Below are 16,924 nucleotides of genomic sequence, written 5' to 3'. Positions count from 1 at the left end.
GGAGAAAGGGAGCAAAGAACTATGCTTACTTATACAACAACTGTAGTTTCATTTGCACAAAAACATCATCATCATACGTAACCCTTGAAACCTAGCGGAAAAATTACGCGTAGGTACAAGGGTTATTCCCGTTGTACCTACGCTTTGGCGAAAGAGCCATGTAGGTATTTTTTTATCTACATGGCTCTTTTTTTATTGTCAAAAAGCTAGTAAAAAATGATGTTTAAGCAAAACTTACTACAAAGGAGTTAACAAAAATGGAAACGAAAAAATGGGGATTATGGGTTTTAACAGCATTTGTTATCGGGAATATGGTTGGCGGTGGCGTATTTATGCTTCCAGCAAATTTAGCACAAGTATCAGGGCCAATGGGTTCTACACTCGCATGGAGTATTACAGGCCTTGGCGTATTTATGATTGCACTTGTATTTGGAAATTTAGCGATTCGGAAACCAGAATTAAAAGCTGGACCACAAAGCTACGCTCAAGCGATGTTTCCTTCAAAAAAAGCTGGTAAAGTTGCGGGATATAGTATGGCATGGGGATATTGGGCTGCTAACTGGGCTGCAACAGCATCTGTTATTATTTCCTTTGCTGGATATTTATCAACATTCTTTCCAGTTTTACAAAGTAAGCAAATTCTTTTTTCAATAAACGGATTTTCACTAGAACTCGGAAAAGGATTAACTTTCCTCGTATGTAGCCTTATGCTGTGGGGAATTCAATATATTCTTTCTCAAAATATTGATCGAGCTGGAAATATGAATCTACTTGCTACCATTGCAAAAATTATCGGATTTACAATGTTTATTGTAATTACATTATTCATTTTCAATGCCTCTAATTTCGGAGACGGTCAAACCTTTATGAATGAAGCAGGACAATCCATCTCGTTAGGTGGACAAATCAATTCAGCTGCTATTGCAACACTCTGGGCATTTATCGGTATTGAATCAGCAGTTATGCTTTCTAATCGTGCAAAATCACAGCGCGATGTAAAAAAAGCTACGATTTTCGGATTAATTATCGCTCTTCTTATTTACATGTCAATTACTTTACTTACAATGGGAGCTCTTCCGCAAGATGCTTTAAAAGAGTCTCAAAAACCATTAGTAGACGCATTAAATTTAGCAATTGGAAATAAAGGCGCATATATCATGGCTTTACTCGCTCTTATATCTTTATTTGGATCTACAGTTGGTTGGATTGTTGTTAGTTCAGAAGTACCTTACCAGGCAGCAAAGAATGGACTTTTCCCTAAGTTTTTCGGGAAAACAAATAAAAAAGGTAGTCCTTCAAAATCATTATTGATTACAAATGTAATGACGCAAATTTTCTTATTTTCAACGATTTCTGGTACTGTTTCAGAAGCGTATAGTTTCGCTATTGTCGTAGCAACATTAGCCTATTTAATTCCATACCTAGTTTCTACTCTGTACCAATTCAAACTGGTTATTACAGGAGAAACGTATGATATAATGCCTGGTTCTCGAATAAAGGACGGGATCATCACTACATTAGCATTTGTATACTCAATTTGGGTTATCAAAACGGGAACTGCTGATTTAAAAACGTTCTTCTTAGGAATTGGATTGTTCGTATTAGGTCTTATTCTTTATCCAGTACTAATGAAAGACTCACAAAAAACGGATTAAATAAAGAGAAGCTGCTGGCTTCTCTTTTTTATTAAAAATCTGTAATTAACTTTTCTTTTAACTCTCCTACAGATAAAGGTTTCGCATAATAAAATCCCTGTACATAATCACAGCTCATTGATTGTAACAAACTCTCTTGCTCTACTGTTTCTACCCCTTCAGCAACTACTGCTAAATTTAAACTATGAGCAATTTCAATAACAGATTTTACAATTGTTCGTTCTGGTTGCGCGTGATCATAATGAAATTCACGAATAAAATTACGATCAATTTTCACAATATCCAGTGGTAGTTGTTTTAAATAATATAAGGAAGAATAGCCAGTTCCGAAATCATCCAAAGCAATTAAAACACCCATATTTCTTAATTCTTGTAATGTAGCAATAATATAATCAAAATGGCGGACTGCAATGCTTTCCGTTATTTCTAATATTAAACGGTTCGGAGGAAAACCAGTTCTCTTTAAAATGCTACGTACAGACAAAATAAAACGTTTCTGCATTAATTGTTGTATAGATAAATTCACAGATAACTTTAGTCCTTCTTGATAATTTGGCAATGTTTTAAACAATCGGCACGATTTTTCTAATACCCAGTCTCCTAGCTTTATAATAAGTCCAGACTCTTCAGCTACCGGGATAAATTCGCTTGGTGCAATGGGGCCGTCTTCTGTCATACAGCGTACTAAAGCTTCTATACCAGAATATCTCTTCGTTTTCAAATCAATAATAGGCTGCAATGCTACATCTAACTCTTCATCACGAATTGCCTTTTGCAAAGCAAACTCAACTTTCATTCTACGATTTATTTTCGCCCGTAGCTCATCTGTAAAGAAACATGCAGCGTTTCTACCTTGTTCTTTTGCACTATACATAGCTAAGTCAGAGTTTTTCAATAACGTTTCCACGTCTAGTCCGTCTTGTGGATAAGAACAAAGTCCTAGACTAGCTGAAATGTATACTTCATGGCCTTCCAACATAAATGGTGCCTGAAAACATGACAACACAGATGTCGCTAACTGACTCATATCATCTTGCCTATGATTTTTTGTTAACAGCACAAATTCGTCGCCACCTAGCCTAGCCAGAACATCTTTCTCTCCTAGTACATAATGCAACCGTGAAGCGACTTCGCTTAAAAGTAAGTCCCCTATCATATGACCTAACGTATCATTTACTAATTTAAAACGGTCCAAATCAAAGTAAATCATACCAAATTCTTTTTTATCTGCAATCAATTTATTAACGGTTGTTATTAATTGCAAACGGTTCGGCAAACTGGTTAAAGCATCATGATAGGCAAGTTCCCTATAACGACTTTCACTTAGCCGCAATCTATGTTCTGCTTCTTTTCTACTACTAATATCATTTCGAATTGCGATAAACTGGTATGGCTCTCCTTTTTCATTTAAAAATGGAACAATTGTTGTTTTGACCCAATAATATGTACCATCTTTTGCTCGATTCCGAATCTCACCTGTCCATACTTTCCCATTCAAAATACGTTTCCATAAGTTTTGAAAAAAGGTTTTCGGATGATGTCCTGAATTTAAAATACGGTGATCTTTTCCAATTAATTCTTCTCTTTTGTATTTAGAGATTTCACAAAATTTATCATTTACATATGTAATAAGACCTTTTCGATCTGTAATTGCAACAATTGAAGACTCATCTAATGCTAACTTTAAATCTCGCAATGAAGAGTCATATAATGCATGACCTCTCTGTTCTAGCATGCGCATCTCTCCTTGCTTCCTATCTGACTAAAACACAACCTGTTTCTCTTCATAGAAATAGAGATATTTCATTTTCTAATACTAGCCCATTACATAAATTATCTTTTTAAATAGACCGATTAAAATAACATAATATTATTTGTAATAAAAAGCAATATTATACCGTTTCAATTATAACTAGTAGCTTCTCATCTCCCTAATTATTTCGCACCTTATTATACTGCAATCCTTTTAAGTGGCTCTATCCAAGCCCTGTTTCTAACTAATACCATTCACATCTGATCTCTTTACTCTTTAATAACAAAATAGAAATTAGACCATACTACATAACTATTCACGAATAATAATATGAAAATCTACATTAATGTATATGTTTTTGAATTACAATAACAAAATATTAACATATTTTCACCTTAATTTTGGAAGTATTTTATAAATAAATACCGTATTAAACTAAAAAAGAGGGTAGCCTCTTTTTTAGTTTAATACGAATATGGTATTTGCTGATAACCTGGGTATGGCATTGGATACGTTACAGGGTATGGTGATGGATAAGTTACTGGATATGGTGATGGATAAGTTACTGGATATGGCGCTGGATAATACCCTCCACTTGCTGCACCCGTTAATGCGCCAGCTGTCAGTCCACCTAACACTCCTCCTGCAAAGCTTCCAGGGAAAAATCCGCCTCCCCATGAACTCCCCCCCCAGCCCCATCCGCCTCCGTGATGATGATGGTGATCATGGTGATTGTGTCCTCCATGGTGATGATGTCCGCCGTTATGATTGTGCCCACCATGATTGTGTCCTCCATGATGATGATTCCGATAATACAATCCATTATTTTCTATATAATTCATGTTTCTCCGCTCCTTTTCGATTTTTTCATTTTCATATGCATTAAGAGTGGGATAAAAATGTGATAGTACACTGTATGTAGGACAAATGCGGAAAGTATAGGTGAAATGTCTATATTTTGTAAAAAAAGCAAAACACCTTATAATAAAGATGTCATATTACATCTTCTATTTAAGAAATCTATATTGAAAAAAGATTAGGGGAATTATATAGAAATGAAGAAGCCTATCGTTCAGTTACTATTAATATTTACAATTGTATCTATCGTTCTGTTCCTATTAAATACATCGTATATTTCGTTATATACATTTGTCGGTGCTCTATGGTCCATCACAATCGTAGGAATTTCATTCGTTATCTTTATAGAAAATAGATCTCCACAAAGCACATTGGCATGGTTTTTAGTATTAGCACTTCTTCCTATTATAGGTGTGCTTTTATACGCTATTTTCGGGCGCAGCCGCTGGAGAAGAAAAAAACATCTCCATCGTTCAGAAGAACAAAGAAAATTATTCCGTGAAATATTAGAAGGAAGAAGACTAGAGTTATTACTCACAGTCCCACTAAATGAACGTTCCATACATTTAACAGAAGTCATACAAAAATTTGGAGGCGGTCCTGCCGCAGATAAAACAACTACAAAACTTTTAACAAACGGAGATCAAACATTTTCAGAAATTTTGCGAGCTATAGAGCAGGCAAAACATCATATACATATTCAATACTACATTTATAAATCTGATGAAATTGGTACAAAAGTTCGAGATGCTTTAATACAAAAAGCAAAAGATGGTGTTATTGTACGCTTCCTTTATGATGGTCTTGGAAGTAACACGTTAAGAAGACGATTTTTGCAACCTATGAAAGAAGCTGGGATTGAAATTGTAGAATTTGACCCTATTTTTTCAGCTTGGTTACTTGAAACTGTCAATTATCGTAACCATCGAAAAATTGTTATTGTAGATGGAGAAATTGGTTTTACCGGAGGACTCAATGTCGGTGATGAATATCTTGGCCGTTCAAAGAAATTTCCTGTTTGGCGTGATAGTCATCTAAAAATAGAAGGAAAAGCATTATATAAATTACAAGCAATCTTTCTAGAAGACTGGCTCTATGCCTCTAGTGGTTTAAATACTTATTCCTGGGATCAATTCATGAATAGACAATACTTCCCAGGTAAAGAGATTTCACATGCAGAAGGTGCTGTTCAAATCGTAGCAAGCGGACCAAGCTCCGATGATAAAAGTATTCGTAATACATTATTAGCTGTTATGGGCTCTGCAAAAAAATCCATTTGGATCGCTACACCCTACTTTATTCCAGATCAAGAAACTTTAACATTATTACGCTTAAGTGCAATTGCCGGAATAGATGTACGGATTTTATATCCAGGTAAAAGTGATAGCATCATTAGTGATCAAGCATCTCAATCCTATTTCACTCCACTTTTAAAAGCTGGTGCTTCTATTTACAGTTATAAAGATGGTTTTATGCATGCAAAAATTGTACTCGTTGATGATACAATTGCAACTATCGGAACAGCGAACATGGATGTACGTAGCTTTGAATTGAATTACGAAATTATTAGCGTACTTTATGAATCAAAAACAGTTCACGATATTAAACGTGATTTTGAAAAAGATTTTAAACATTCAACTGAAATTAAATGGAACTCTTTCCAAAAAAGAAGTATAAAAAAACGCATATTGGAGTCTTTCATGAGGCTCATTTCTCCTTTACTGTAAGCAATCAACTTCATCTTGATTGCTTTTTCTTTTCCCTTTATCCTCCTTCCTTTTCTTTGCATACCATATTAAAACAAGTTATCATAAGATGTATTACTTTATGAAAATAATGTTAGGTGGGAAATACATGTTAGAACAATTTCATATACATTCTGATTTAAAACAGCAGCTTTCTACGATTCATGAAAAGAATAAACAAGAAGCTGGTGAAAATGCTCATTTAATCGGTACTAAAATATATAAAGCATCTGATAACAGCATTATCGAAGATGCGATTACAGCACTTCTTCTTGGCAAGAACATTCTATTAAAAGGACCGACTGGTAGTGGTAAAACAGTACTAGCGGAAACTCTTTCTTCTTTATTTCAAAAACCAATGCATAGCATTAACTGCTCTGTCGACTTAGATGTAGAAGGTATTTTAGGATACAACACACTACAAACGAAAGATGGTGCATCTGAAGTTTCATTCGTTAACGGTCCTCTTATGAAAGCAATGAAGAACGGTCACTTCCTATATATTGACGAAATCAATATGGCAAAACCTGAAACTTTACCGCTACTTCACGGCGCATTAGATTACCGTAAAATGATCACAAACCCATTTACACAAGAGGTTGTATACGGTGATGAAGAATACCGTGTAATTGCTGCGATTAACGAAGGTTACGTTGGAACAAGTGAACTAAATGAAGCATTAAAAAACCGTTTCGTTATTATTGAAGTTCCTTACATTCAAGGTGACACATTAAAAGAACTATTATTAGCAGAATCAAAATTAAATGATGTTGCAACAATTGAAAAGTTTGTTGCATTTGCAAGCGACCTTATGCCTTTAGCTCGCGATGGACGTGTAAGTGAAGAAGCAGCAAGTATTCGTGGTATTATCGACGCATGTGATTTAGGTGTATATATTCCTGTTATGCGCGCTATTGAACGAAGCATAATTGCAAAACTTAATGATGAAACAGAACAAATGACTGTCCGTGAATTAGCAGAAAGTTATTTCTTTGAGGGATAATTTATGAGACAAATTTTTAGTGACAAAAAAATTGATGCGTCGCTGTTTCTACAAATGGAAAACTTAATGTATGCCCTTCTAAAAGAAGACGATGCCTATCTTGAATATGGCTATAAAGCATACTACGACGAAATTGAAAAGAAAGTTGTCATTAGTCACTTTTGGGATGATCGAAAAGAAGAAGATACAGTAATCGGATTAAAAAGCGAAGTGTTCTTAAAAGCACTTGGTAATAAACATTACTCGGACATGACTTTAATTCGTTCTTATGCGATTGAATTGCAAGAATCGCCCCTAAAAAAGTTTTTAACACAATTATTTGTTCTATTAGAAGATTTACGCGTTGAGGAAATCGTAAAGAACTTACGTCCTGGCACGAAGCATATTTTTAAACGCCGAAAAGAAATGTACCGCAATTATTTCGGCTCTCAAAATGAAATAAACCGCGTTCGTAATTATCACGGTGATCGTTTGTTTTGCCTATGCTATCTTTCATTAACGAGCGATAAATATGAAATGTTTAATAATGAATATTTTGAGCAAATTGAAGCGATTTTACATGAAACATTCCAAGCACGTAATACAGAAGATATTATGTATGTCGTTGAGAAAATTCGCTATCGCTTAGAGGCGCTTCTTGAAAGTGATATGCTTAACAACTATTTCGGACATGCTCCACTTTACTTATCTGTTCTTGCAGACGAAAAGAACTGTCGCGTCGAAGATTTAGCAAATGATGATACACAGCTTATAGATGACGATGAAAATAAAAACAAAATGGATGAAAGTTTCTCCACATGGCATCGTGAAAATAAAAATAACGAAAACGAGAACTTTTTACGCTTTGAATTAGAAAGCGGAACAAAAACAAACATGATGGGCGATACTGCTCGTGAATCAGAAGATGGCGACCAAGCACTTGGTTCTGTACAAGGTACTTCTCAAAAAAGTACACAATCCAACTTTGATGGCGCTGATACAGAAGAAGCAAGAGCTTCACACGCTTCTAGCCAGCACGACGGTGCATACGGTAAGTATAATGTAGGTGCTTCTCATACATTTAAAGAAGCTCGCAAAGCAAATATCGATGAGAAAAAAGATTACCAAGCTATCAAATCAGTCGTCAATAAAGATGTAAAAGAATTAAAGAAAATTATCGAAAAAACGATTGAAAATAAAACGAATGCGAATAGTGATAAATATTACGGAAGGCTTCGCAAAAAATTCCTTCGTATTTATACCGAAAAACAACCGCGTATGTTTTATAAAAAAGGACAAGAGTCACAAGAACTCGATGTTGCATTCCAACTGTTAGTTGACTGTTCTGGTTCTATGTATAACAAAATGGAAGAGACGAAGAAGAGTGTTGTACTATTCCATGAAGCTTTAAAATCTTTAAAAATCCCGCACGCTATTAGCGGATTTTGGGAAGATGCCTCTAGCGCTAAACCTGAAGATAAGCCGAACGTTATCCATGAAGTTGTAAATTATAAAAACTCAACGTTACCAAACGTTGGTCCGGAAATTATGCAACTTCGTGAAGAAGAAGATAACCGCGACGGATATATTATTCGTATCGTTTCTGAAAAGCTTGCAAAAAGACCTGAGAAACATAAATTCTTACTAGTCTTCACAGATGGTGAGCCTTCTGCGCTAGACTATCAACAAGATGGAATTTTAGATACGCATGAAGCTGTTAAACTCGCGCGTAAAAGTGGCATGGAAGTAATCGGTATCTTCATCGAAGAAGGCGAGGCAAAAGAAGCAACTTATCAATTGATGAAGAACATTTATAACCATCACTTCTTAGTTGCAAATCATGCTGAAGATTTACGATTGAAGATTAAACCATTACTGAAAAAATTATTACTGAAGACGATTGAATAGAAGATAGGAGCCTTGTGGCTCCTGTTTTTTCATTCAATTACTTTGTTTCTGGTTGAAACTTATATGGAATGGCTACTTCTAATAAGGATTCAAATCCTCCGTCATAGTATGGGAAGCGCTCATTCGCAATTGTTCGATCCACCCACTCTATTGCAGAAATTTCACCTTCATCTTCCGCAATAAGTTCACCTTTTACTACATTCGCTCGGAATGTAAAAAATAGTGCATGATTCCCTGATTCCTCAAAGAATTTTTCATTGATCGCAACAAGTCCACCTAACGTAGCAATTAAACCTGTCTCTTCTTTCACTTCTCTTATTAGTGCTTCCTCTAATATTTCACCTTTTTCCACAGCCCCACCTGGCAATGACCAAACGTTTTGTTCTGCATTATGTACCATTAATATTTTATCTGTTTCCTCGTCATGTATTAGTGCGTATACGACATCTACTCTTTGCATAAGACTTCTCTCCTCCCAAAAATAATGAAGAGCCGATTCCTAAGAATCGACTCTTCCTATTAATTCATCACTAACTCAGCTGTGAGCTTTTTTTTTAACTTAGCCAACATGTCCGTTGTCATTTTGTCTAAATCGTATTCTGCTTTAAAGCCCCACTCTTTCATTGCTGCAGTTGCGTCAATAGAGTTTGGCCAACTATCAGCGATTGTTTGACGAGCTGAATCTACTGCATAATCCATTGTAAACGTCGGAATGTGTTTACGAATTGATGCTGCAATTTGCTCTGGCTCAAAACTCATTGCCGTAATGTTAAATGCATTTCTATGCACTAGCTTACTTGGATCAGCTTCCATTAATGAAATGATCGCTTGTAAAGCATCAGGCATATACATCATGTCCATGTACGTTCCTTCAGCAATGTATGAGGTGTATGCACCTTTTTTAATCGCCTCATAATAAATTTCAACTGCATAATCAGTCGTTCCGCCTCCTGGAGGAGCTACGTAAGAAATTAAACCTGGGAAACGGACACCGCGCGTATCTACGCCAAACTTTTGATGATAATAATCACATAGTAATTCTCCTGCTACTTTGTTTACCCCATACATCGTAGTAGGACGCTGAATTGTATCTTGCGGTGTATTATCTTTTGGCGTCGATGGACCGAATGCACCGATCGAACTTGGCGTGAAGAACTTACAGTTTAATTCACGAGCTGCTTCTAATGCATTTACAAGTCCGCCCATATTTAAGTTCCATGCGAATAACGGATTTTTTTCTGCTGTTGCTGAAAGTAAAGCTGCTAAATGAATAATTGTATCTACTTCATTATGCTTTGCAATATCATGTAATTTTTGTCCATCTGTTACATCTAACGTTTCAAACGGACCAGACTTTACTACTTCACTATCTGTTTCACGAATATCTGTTGCAATAACATTTGATGCGCCGTATACATCACGAAGTTTCATTACTAGTTCAGAACCAATTTGCCCTAAAGAACCGGTTACTAGAATTTTTTTCATTTTCCCCACTCCTCATTTGCAAGCTATTCAAAAGATGCCCTTACTTAAATGATGCCCATTTCTTTTCCTACTTTTTCATACTTACGAATTGCTTCATCTAACATTTCTTTCGTATGAGCTGCTGTAGGCATATTACGAACACGACCTTTTCCTTTTGCTACAGTTGGGAACACAATAGATTTTGCGTATACACCTTCTTCATTTAGACGCTTACTAAATTCTTGTGTTAACACTTCGTCCCCAATAATACAAGGTGTAATTGGCGTTTCACTTTCCCCAATGTTAAAGCCAAGTTCTTTTAATCCTTGTTTTAAGTAGCGGCCATTTTCCCATAAACGATCATGTAACTCTGTGCTTTCCATTAAGATTTCAATTGATCTCATGCAAGCTGCTGCATCAGCTGGTGTTAATGCTGTAGAGAATAAGAATGGACGTGAACGAACTTTTAACCAGTCAATTAAGTTTTGTTTCCCTGCTACATATCCACCAATTACCCCAATTGCTTTTGATAATGTACCAATTTGGAAATCAACTTTATCAGATAGACCGAAGTGCTTTACAGTTCCTGCACCTTTTCCAAGTACACCTGAACCGTGTGCATCGTCTACATATGTCATTAAATCTAATTCTTCTGCAATCTCAACAATTTCTGGTAGTTTTGCAACATCTCCATCCATTGAGAAGACACCGTCTGTAATTACCATTAATTTATTGTAAAGACCCGATTCTTTCGCCGCGATTGCTTTTTGGCGTAAATCTTCCATATCAGAATGTTTATAAACAATAATTTTTGCCTTTGATAGACGACTACCATCAATAATAGAAGCATGGTTTAATTCGTCTGAAAGAATTGCATCATTTTTATCCATAACAGCTGAAATCGCTGCCATATTACAGTTAAATCCTGATTGGTAAGCAATTGCCGCTTCTGTATGTTTAAACTTTGCAATTATCTCTTCTAATTTAATATGCAAATCTAAAGTACCGTTAATTGTACGAACAGCTCCTGCCCCAACACCGTACTTATGAATTGCACCAATTGCTGCTTCTTGCAAACGGCTATCTGTTGCTAATCCAAGATAGTTGTTTGAAGATAAGTTAATATATTCTTTTCCGCCAATTGTAATGATTGGTCCATTTGAACTCTCAAGCGGATCAATTACGTTATAAAGCCCCTTTGATTTTAAATCCTCTAAATTTTCTTCTAAAAATTTTGCAAGTGTTTTACTAGACATCGTGAAGCCTCCCATCGTTCATGTAAGCGGATTATTGTCTTAATAGTTCTAATAATCCCTCTACTAGCTTAACACGTTTTCAGAATTTATTATAGAAAAATAGTTTAAAGTAACCGCTTACAATTTTAGATTATATATGATTCATTATAATAAATCTATCATTTACTTTTCATATTTGATAGAATTAAAAAAATATTTTGGGAGGTTTCAAACATGGCATTTACAGAATCTGATGTATACAATAACACAGCATTTTTCGAACAATATATGAAACGAAGATACCGAGAAAATAGCCCAAATGAATCCATTGAAAAACCAGTATTCTTTCAGCTCATTGGTCATGTGCAAGGAAAACAAATTCTCGATTTAGGCTGTGGTGACGCTAAGTTTGGTGCGGAATTATTAGAAAAGGGATGCTACTCTTACACTGGCATTGAAGGCTCCGAACTTATGTATGAAAAAGCTAAAAATCAACTAGAAAATAAAAATGGATCTGTTCATTTTTTAAACCTCAAAGATTATACCTATCCCTCTTCCACTTTTGATTTAGTAACATCTAGACTCGCCTTACATTATATTGAACATCTTGATACCATTTTTCAAAATGTGTTTCAAACTTTAAAAACAAATGGCACCTTTACCTTTAGCGTTCAACATCCCGTTATTACTTCTTCATTTGAAAGCTTACAAACAAGTGGTAAAAGAACGAGTTGGCTCGTCGATGATTATTTTAAACTAGGCAAACGGGTTGAACCATGGATTGACCAAGAAGTTATTAAATATCATCGTACAACGGAAGAGTATTTCACATTATTACAGCAAGCTGGATTTACCATTACATCATTAAAAGAAGCTACACCAAATCCAATCTATTTTCAAAATGAAGAAGAGTATAAACGTCGCTTACGAATTCCTCTCTTCCTCTTATTTTCTTGTACCAAATAAAAAAAAAAACGATGAATCACTCATCGTTTTTTTATCTTATCGCCTGAGCAACTTCTTTAACTACACGTCTTCCTCTTCCATGCGGGATACAAAGCGGTGTTCCAAACAACGGATCCGTACTAATTTGACACTCCATTCGGAATACATCACGTACTAGTTTCTCATCTACCACTTCTTCAGGTTTACCTTGTGCATATATTTGTTTATCTTGAATTGCTACAATGTTATCTGCATAGCGGCATGCTAAATTTAGATCATGTAATACCATAACAATTGTTCTTTGTTCTGTTTCATTTAATTCGAATAATAAATCCAGCACTTCAATTTGGTGAGTCATATCTAAGTATGTAGTGGGCTCATCCAGTAAAATGATATCTGTATCTTGTGCAAGTGTCATTGCGATCCAAGCACGTTGACGTTGCCCACCTGAAAGAGCATGCACATCACGCTCAGCAAATTCTGTCATACCTGTCGCTGCAAGTGCTTTCTGTACCATTTCCTCGTCTTTTTCTGACCATTGCTTCAGCCATGTTTGGTATGGATAACGCCCTTGCTTTACAAGTTGTAATACTGTAAGTCCTTCTGGTGCTTGTGGTCCTTGCGGTAAAATCGCCATTTGACGAGCGATTTGCTTCGTTTGCATACTTTGAATGGCTTGATTATCTAACAAAATATCACCAGTTGTTGGTTTTAATAATCTAGCTAGTGAACGTAATAAAGTTGATTTCCCGCAACCGTTAGAGCCGATAAAGATTGTAATTTCGCCTTTTGGAATTTCTAAATTCAACTCATCAATAATACTTGTTTCACCATAAGACAACGTCAAGCGTTTCGTCTCCAATGCTTTTTGCATATTCATCTCCCTTTATGAATTCCGACTTTTATAAAGTAAATAAATAAAATAAGGTGCACCAATTGCTGATGTAAATACCCCTGCTGGAATTTCAAGTGGCGTGAAAATTGTACGCCCTATTAAATCTGCAGCAAGTACTAGAATTGCACCGACAATAGCTGCAACTGGGAGTAATGCACCGTATAAAGAACCAACCAATCTTCGTGAAATATGAGGTGCCATTAAACCGACAAATCCAATCCCTCCGGCAAAAGCTACCGCACCACCAATTAAAGCTGTACTAAGTAATAGCATAAATACACGCGACTTCGTTAAAGGAACCCCAAGTCCTACCGCTATATCATCCCCTAGCTCTTGTGCATTTAAATGCCTAGCTGCGATAAATGATATTACTGTTAAAATGAGAACCCAAGGCGCAAGTACCATAACATTTTGCCAAGAAGAGCCATAAACGGTACCCGTAATCCATACATTTGCTTGGCTCGCTTGATAAATTGGTGCTAGCAACATAAATAATGTTGTCGCAGCCTTCGTTAATGCCCAGAATCCAACACCAATTAAAACGAGGGTAATTGGTGATAATCCATCATTTTGCCATGCAAATAAGTATACAAAAACCGCTACAATCGTTGCTCCTGCAAAAGCTGCGAGCGGCATATAATGAATACTTACCGTTAGTGCATTATTTTTATCACTAAATAGCGCTAAAAATAATACAACTGCAACACTTGCCCCGCCCGTAATCCCGATGATATCAGGAGAAGCAAGTGGATTTCGAACAAGCCCTTGTAAAATACAGCCCGCTACCGCGAGCGCAATTCCTACGAGGATAGCAATTAAAATACGCGGCATACGAAACTTATTTACAACCATGTTTGACATCGCATCGCCATTTCCGGTAATTGCTTGCCATACGTCATAAGGAGCAATTTTCATGTCTCCCATACCTGCGCTCGCAAAGAATAATCCTATTAAAACAAGTAGTAAACTTAACAAGACGAGACAAGCTCGTTTATACATTAAAAACGAGAGCTCGCCTTTTCCTATACGAAACGGAATATATTTCTTCATTTGCTAAGCCCTCTCTTACGTGCAATATAAATAAAGAACGGTGCTCCAATAAATGCTGTCATAACTCCTACTGGTACTTCTTGTGGCATAATGACATATCTTGCTGCTATATCAGCCAATATTAGTAGTATTGCACCTAACAATCCGCTATAAGGCACTCTCCATCTGTGGTCAACTCCAACAAGAAATCTAGCAAAATGCGGAGTAATAATCCCAATAAATCCAATTGGGCCAGCAACCGCAACTGAACCACCAGACAACAGTACAATAATAAGTAACACGAATGATTTCATTAAAATTGTTCGTTGTCCAAGTCCTTTCGCGACGTCTTCTCCCATCATCAATGTATTTACTTTTCCTGCCATAATAAGAGATGCAATCCATCCTATTAATAAATATGGGAATACAGATTGTAAAATTTCTAACTTTCGCCCTTGCACAGATCCAGCAAGCCAAAATAATACCTCTTCAAGTGCTTTTTCATTTAACACAAGTAATCCTTGTGTTAATGATGAAAATAACGCACTAATTGCGACCCCTGCTAACGTTAACTTAAGAGGAGTAGTCCCTTCTTTTCCTAAAGAACTAGAAGCAAATACAAGTACAGCTGCAACCGCCGCTCCTAAAAAGGCGATCCATGTGAAAGCTGATAATGATGTTACTGAAAAGATTACAATTGCTACAACTATGAAGAACGCAGCACCTGAATTTAATCCAATAAAATCTGGAGAAGCAAGTGGATTCTTAGTTAAAGTTTGCATAAGACAACCAGCAATGGCTAAACTAGCACCAACACTAGCTGCAATTAACGCCCTAGGCAGACGTACATTTTGAATAATAATATGTTCATTGGAACCGTTAAAATGGAAAAAAGCATCCAATGCTAGTTTCCAACTCGTATTTGTATATCCGAAAATAATACTTCCCCAAATACAAATAACGACTGCAATGATTCCAACAAATAATCCAATCCCTTTTGCTCGATTTGTTTTTAATAACATGCAGCGTTTCCCCTTCAATGTATAATGATACGTTGTTAGTGTATTTCAACTTAATTCTTATTGTCAACGGAAATGAGAATTATTTTCACCCATATATATTGACAATTAAAAGATAAAGGCTTAATATCATGCTTGCTATTGAAAAATATTCTCAACATGTAGGGGGTACATAATGAATTTCATGCGGAAGAAATCGTTTACAGTATTTGTATTTTTACTAGCATTTTCAATGCTTTTAAGCGCTTGTGGAAAATCAAGTAACAAAGAAGAATCTACAAAAGAAGATAATAAAAAAGAAGTGGTTACTGTAGAACATGCAATGGGTAAAACAGAAGTTCCTGCTAATCCAAAACGTGTAGTTATCTTAACAAATGAAGGAACTGAAGCTTTACTTGAATTAGGTGTGAAACCAGTTGGTGCTGTAAAGTCTTGGACTGGTGACCCATGGTATCCACATATTAAGGATAAAATGAAAGATGTAAAAGTTGTTGGTGATGAAGGACAAGTTAACGTTGAAACAATTGCTTCTTTAAAACCAGACTTAATTATCGGTAACAAAATGCGTCACGAAAAAGTGTACGAACAACTAAAAGCAATTGCACCTACTGTGTTCTCAGAAACATTACGTGGTGAATGGAAAGATAACTTCAAATTTTATGCAAAAGCATTAAATAAAGAAAAAGAAGGTCAAAAAGTTGTAGCTGATTACGAATCACGTATGAAAGATTTAAAAGGCAAACTTGGCGATAAAGTAAATCAAGAAATCTCTATGGTTCGTTTCATGCCTGGTGATGTTCGTATTTATCATGGTGATACATTCTCTGGTGTTATTTTAAAAGAACTTGGATTTAAACGTCCTGGAGATCAAAACAAAGATGATTTTGCAGAGCGTAACGTATCTAAAGAGCGTATTTCTGCAATGGATGGTGACGTATTATTCTACTTCACATTCGATAAAGGAAATGAGAAAAAAGGATCTGAATTAGAAAAAGAATATATTAATGATCCGCTATTTAAAAATTTAAATGCAGTAAAAAATGGTAAAGCATACAAAGTTGATGACGTTATTTGGAATACAGCTGGTGGCGTAATGGCCGCTAACCTACTATTAGATGACATCGAAAAACGCTTTGTTAAATAATATTTCCTTAACCAGCTCCCTTCTATGGAGCTGGTTATTTTTCAATTCACTTAAATGTCACATTATTTCGTTTTGTATTTTTATTCCCAATATGTTATATTGAGAAAGTAAATAGAATATATTTTCTTTATATCAGAATAAATATTTTAATCTAAATTTTCTGATTAATCACTATTTTATTTTCTTTTAGAATTCAATTATTACATTTGAAAACGCTTATCATCTTGTTTTCAGGGCAAAATACAGTAACGGTCGAAGAAAAATAGAACTTTTTCAGAAATTTTCTTTCTAT

Annotated in this window: 14 protein-coding genes; 6 read left to right on the top strand and 8 right to left on the bottom strand. The window is 35.6% G+C overall.

All coding sequences use genetic code 11. From position 1 onward, the window contains the following. Positions 1-257 precede the first annotated feature (257 nt). Positions 258-1,655 carry an amino acid permease gene (locus BCG9842_RS03065; RefSeq protein WP_000448446.1) on the top strand — a complete coding sequence of 466 codons (1,398 nt, stop codon included), beginning with the start codon at positions 258-260 and terminating at the stop codon, positions 1,653-1,655. Between the two features lie 31 nt (positions 1,656-1,686). On the opposite strand, the gene BCG9842_RS03060 is transcribed toward BCG9842_RS03065, so the two are convergent. Together BCG9842_RS03060 and BCG9842_RS03055 are read right to left on the bottom strand one after the other, a co-directional pair. Further along, the gene (locus BCG9842_RS03060; protein ID WP_000893348.1) at positions 1,687-3,390 is read right to left on the bottom strand and encodes a putative bifunctional diguanylate cyclase/phosphodiesterase; all 1,704 of its coding nucleotides are present in this window, start codon (positions 3,388-3,390) and stop codon (positions 1,687-1,689) included. A 482-nt stretch (positions 3,391-3,872) separates the two neighbouring features. After that, entirely contained in the window at positions 3,873-4,250 is a 378-nt protein-coding gene (locus BCG9842_RS03055) for a hypothetical protein (protein ID WP_001106405.1), read from the bottom strand. 213 nt (positions 4,251-4,463) lie between these two features. Between BCG9842_RS03055 and BCG9842_RS03050 the strand changes: the two genes are divergently transcribed. The 3 genes from BCG9842_RS03050 (at position 4,464) to BCG9842_RS03040 (ending at position 8,901) form a co-directional block, all read left to right on the top strand. Beyond that, the gene (locus BCG9842_RS03050; RefSeq protein ID WP_000743027.1) at positions 4,464-5,993 is read left to right on the top strand and encodes a cardiolipin synthase; all 1,530 of its coding nucleotides are present in this window, start codon (positions 4,464-4,466) and stop codon (positions 5,991-5,993) included. A gap of 127 nt (positions 5,994-6,120) precedes the next feature. Continuing rightward, positions 6,121-7,014: an ATP-binding protein gene (locus BCG9842_RS03045; protein ID WP_000892989.1), complete on the top strand. Its 894-nt coding sequence runs from the start codon at positions 6,121-6,123 to the stop codon at positions 7,012-7,014. 3 nt (positions 7,015-7,017) lie between these two features. Then, entirely contained in the window at positions 7,018-8,901 is a 1,884-nt protein-coding gene (locus BCG9842_RS03040; RefSeq protein ID WP_001248845.1) for a vWA domain-containing protein, read from the top strand. A 37-nt stretch (positions 8,902-8,938) separates the two neighbouring features. Here BCG9842_RS03040 and BCG9842_RS03035 read toward each other — a convergent pair whose 3' ends face one another. From BCG9842_RS03035 to BCG9842_RS03025, 3 genes are read right to left on the bottom strand one after another with little or no spacing between them, the layout of a single operon-like run. After that, on the bottom strand, positions 8,939-9,361 hold the full coding sequence (locus BCG9842_RS03035; protein WP_001189930.1) for an NUDIX hydrolase: 423 nt from the start codon (positions 9,359-9,361) through the stop codon (positions 8,939-8,941). 59 nt (positions 9,362-9,420) lie between these two features. Next, complete coding sequence (locus BCG9842_RS03030; RefSeq protein ID WP_000723120.1) at positions 9,421-10,386, bottom strand: L-threonine 3-dehydrogenase; 966 nt, start codon at positions 10,384-10,386, stop codon at positions 9,421-9,423. Between the two features lie 44 nt (positions 10,387-10,430). Next, positions 10,431-11,621 (bottom strand): glycine C-acetyltransferase, encoded by a 1,191-nt coding sequence (locus BCG9842_RS03025; RefSeq protein WP_000095901.1) that lies wholly within the window; start codon positions 11,619-11,621, stop codon positions 10,431-10,433. Between the two features lie 213 nt (positions 11,622-11,834). On the opposite strand from BCG9842_RS03025, the gene BCG9842_RS03020 reads away from it, so the two are divergent. Further along, the gene (locus BCG9842_RS03020; RefSeq protein ID WP_000885973.1) at positions 11,835-12,566 is read left to right on the top strand and encodes a class I SAM-dependent DNA methyltransferase; all 732 of its coding nucleotides are present in this window, start codon (positions 11,835-11,837) and stop codon (positions 12,564-12,566) included. 31 nt (positions 12,567-12,597) lie between these two features. Here BCG9842_RS03020 and BCG9842_RS03015 read toward each other — a convergent pair whose 3' ends face one another. Genes BCG9842_RS03015 through BCG9842_RS03005 form a run of 3 tightly spaced genes read right to left on the bottom strand, consistent with a single transcriptional unit; the run spans position 12,598 to position 15,491 of the window. Continuing rightward, complete coding sequence (locus BCG9842_RS03015) at positions 12,598-13,419, bottom strand: ABC transporter ATP-binding protein (RefSeq protein WP_001167972.1); 822 nt, start codon at positions 13,417-13,419, stop codon at positions 12,598-12,600. A gap of 12 nt (positions 13,420-13,431) precedes the next feature. Further along, complete coding sequence (locus BCG9842_RS03010; RefSeq protein ID WP_000760053.1) at positions 13,432-14,490, bottom strand: FecCD family ABC transporter permease; 1,059 nt, start codon at positions 14,488-14,490, stop codon at positions 13,432-13,434. Continuing rightward, positions 14,487-15,491: a FecCD family ABC transporter permease gene (locus BCG9842_RS03005; protein ID WP_000925213.1), complete on the bottom strand. Its 1,005-nt coding sequence runs from the start codon at positions 15,489-15,491 to the stop codon at positions 14,487-14,489. Before BCG9842_RS03005 ends, BCG9842_RS03010 begins: the two co-directional genes overlap by 4 nt. 172 nt (positions 15,492-15,663) lie before the next feature. On the opposite strand from BCG9842_RS03005, the gene BCG9842_RS03000 reads away from it, so the two are divergent. Then, positions 15,664-16,632 carry an ABC transporter substrate-binding protein gene (locus tag BCG9842_RS03000; RefSeq protein ID WP_001010281.1) on the top strand — a complete coding sequence of 323 codons (969 nt, stop codon included), beginning with the start codon at positions 15,664-15,666 and terminating at the stop codon, positions 16,630-16,632. Positions 16,633-16,924: the final 292 nt, after the last annotated feature.

It is taken from the genome of Bacillus cereus G9842 (genome assembly GCF_000021305.1).
Classification (GTDB): Bacteria; Bacillota; Bacilli; order Bacillales; family Bacillaceae_G; genus Bacillus_A; species Bacillus_A thuringiensis_S.
This window is presented reverse-complemented; position numbering and strand designations above follow the sequence as displayed.

Bases quoted from the DNA above. Each gene is read 5' to 3' on its own strand.
- BCG9842_RS03065 (WP_000448446.1), top strand. From the start codon at position 258: ATGGAAACGAAAAAATGGGGATTATGGGTTTTAACAGCATTTGTTATC.
- BCG9842_RS03060 (WP_000893348.1), bottom strand. From the start codon at position 3,390: ATGCTAGAACAGAGAGGTCATGCATTATATGACTCTTCATTGCGAGAT.
- BCG9842_RS03055 (WP_001106405.1), bottom strand. From the start codon at position 4,250: ATGAATTATATAGAAAATAATGGATTGTATTATCGGAATCATCATCAT.
- BCG9842_RS03050 (WP_000743027.1), top strand. From the start codon at position 4,464: ATGAAGAAGCCTATCGTTCAGTTACTATTAATATTTACAATTGTATCT.
- BCG9842_RS03045 (WP_000892989.1), top strand. From the start codon at position 6,121: ATGTTAGAACAATTTCATATACATTCTGATTTAAAACAGCAGCTTTCT.
- BCG9842_RS03040 (WP_001248845.1), top strand. From the start codon at position 7,018: ATGAGACAAATTTTTAGTGACAAAAAAATTGATGCGTCGCTGTTTCTA.
- BCG9842_RS03035 (WP_001189930.1), bottom strand. From the start codon at position 9,361: ATGCAAAGAGTAGATGTCGTATACGCACTAATACATGACGAGGAAACA.
- BCG9842_RS03030 (WP_000723120.1), bottom strand. From the start codon at position 10,386: ATGAAAAAAATTCTAGTAACCGGTTCTTTAGGGCAAATTGGTTCTGAA.
- BCG9842_RS03025 (WP_000095901.1), bottom strand. From the start codon at position 11,621: ATGTCTAGTAAAACACTTGCAAAATTTTTAGAAGAAAATTTAGAGGAT.
- BCG9842_RS03020 (WP_000885973.1), top strand. From the start codon at position 11,835: ATGGCATTTACAGAATCTGATGTATACAATAACACAGCATTTTTCGAA.
- BCG9842_RS03015 (WP_001167972.1), bottom strand. From the start codon at position 13,419: ATGCAAAAAGCATTGGAGACGAAACGCTTGACGTTGTCTTATGGTGAA.
- BCG9842_RS03010 (WP_000760053.1), bottom strand. From the start codon at position 14,490: ATGAAGAAATATATTCCGTTTCGTATAGGAAAAGGCGAGCTCTCGTTT.
- BCG9842_RS03005 (WP_000925213.1), bottom strand. From the start codon at position 15,491: ATGTTATTAAAAACAAATCGAGCAAAAGGGATTGGATTATTTGTTGGA.
- BCG9842_RS03000 (WP_001010281.1), top strand. From the start codon at position 15,664: ATGAATTTCATGCGGAAGAAATCGTTTACAGTATTTGTATTTTTACTA.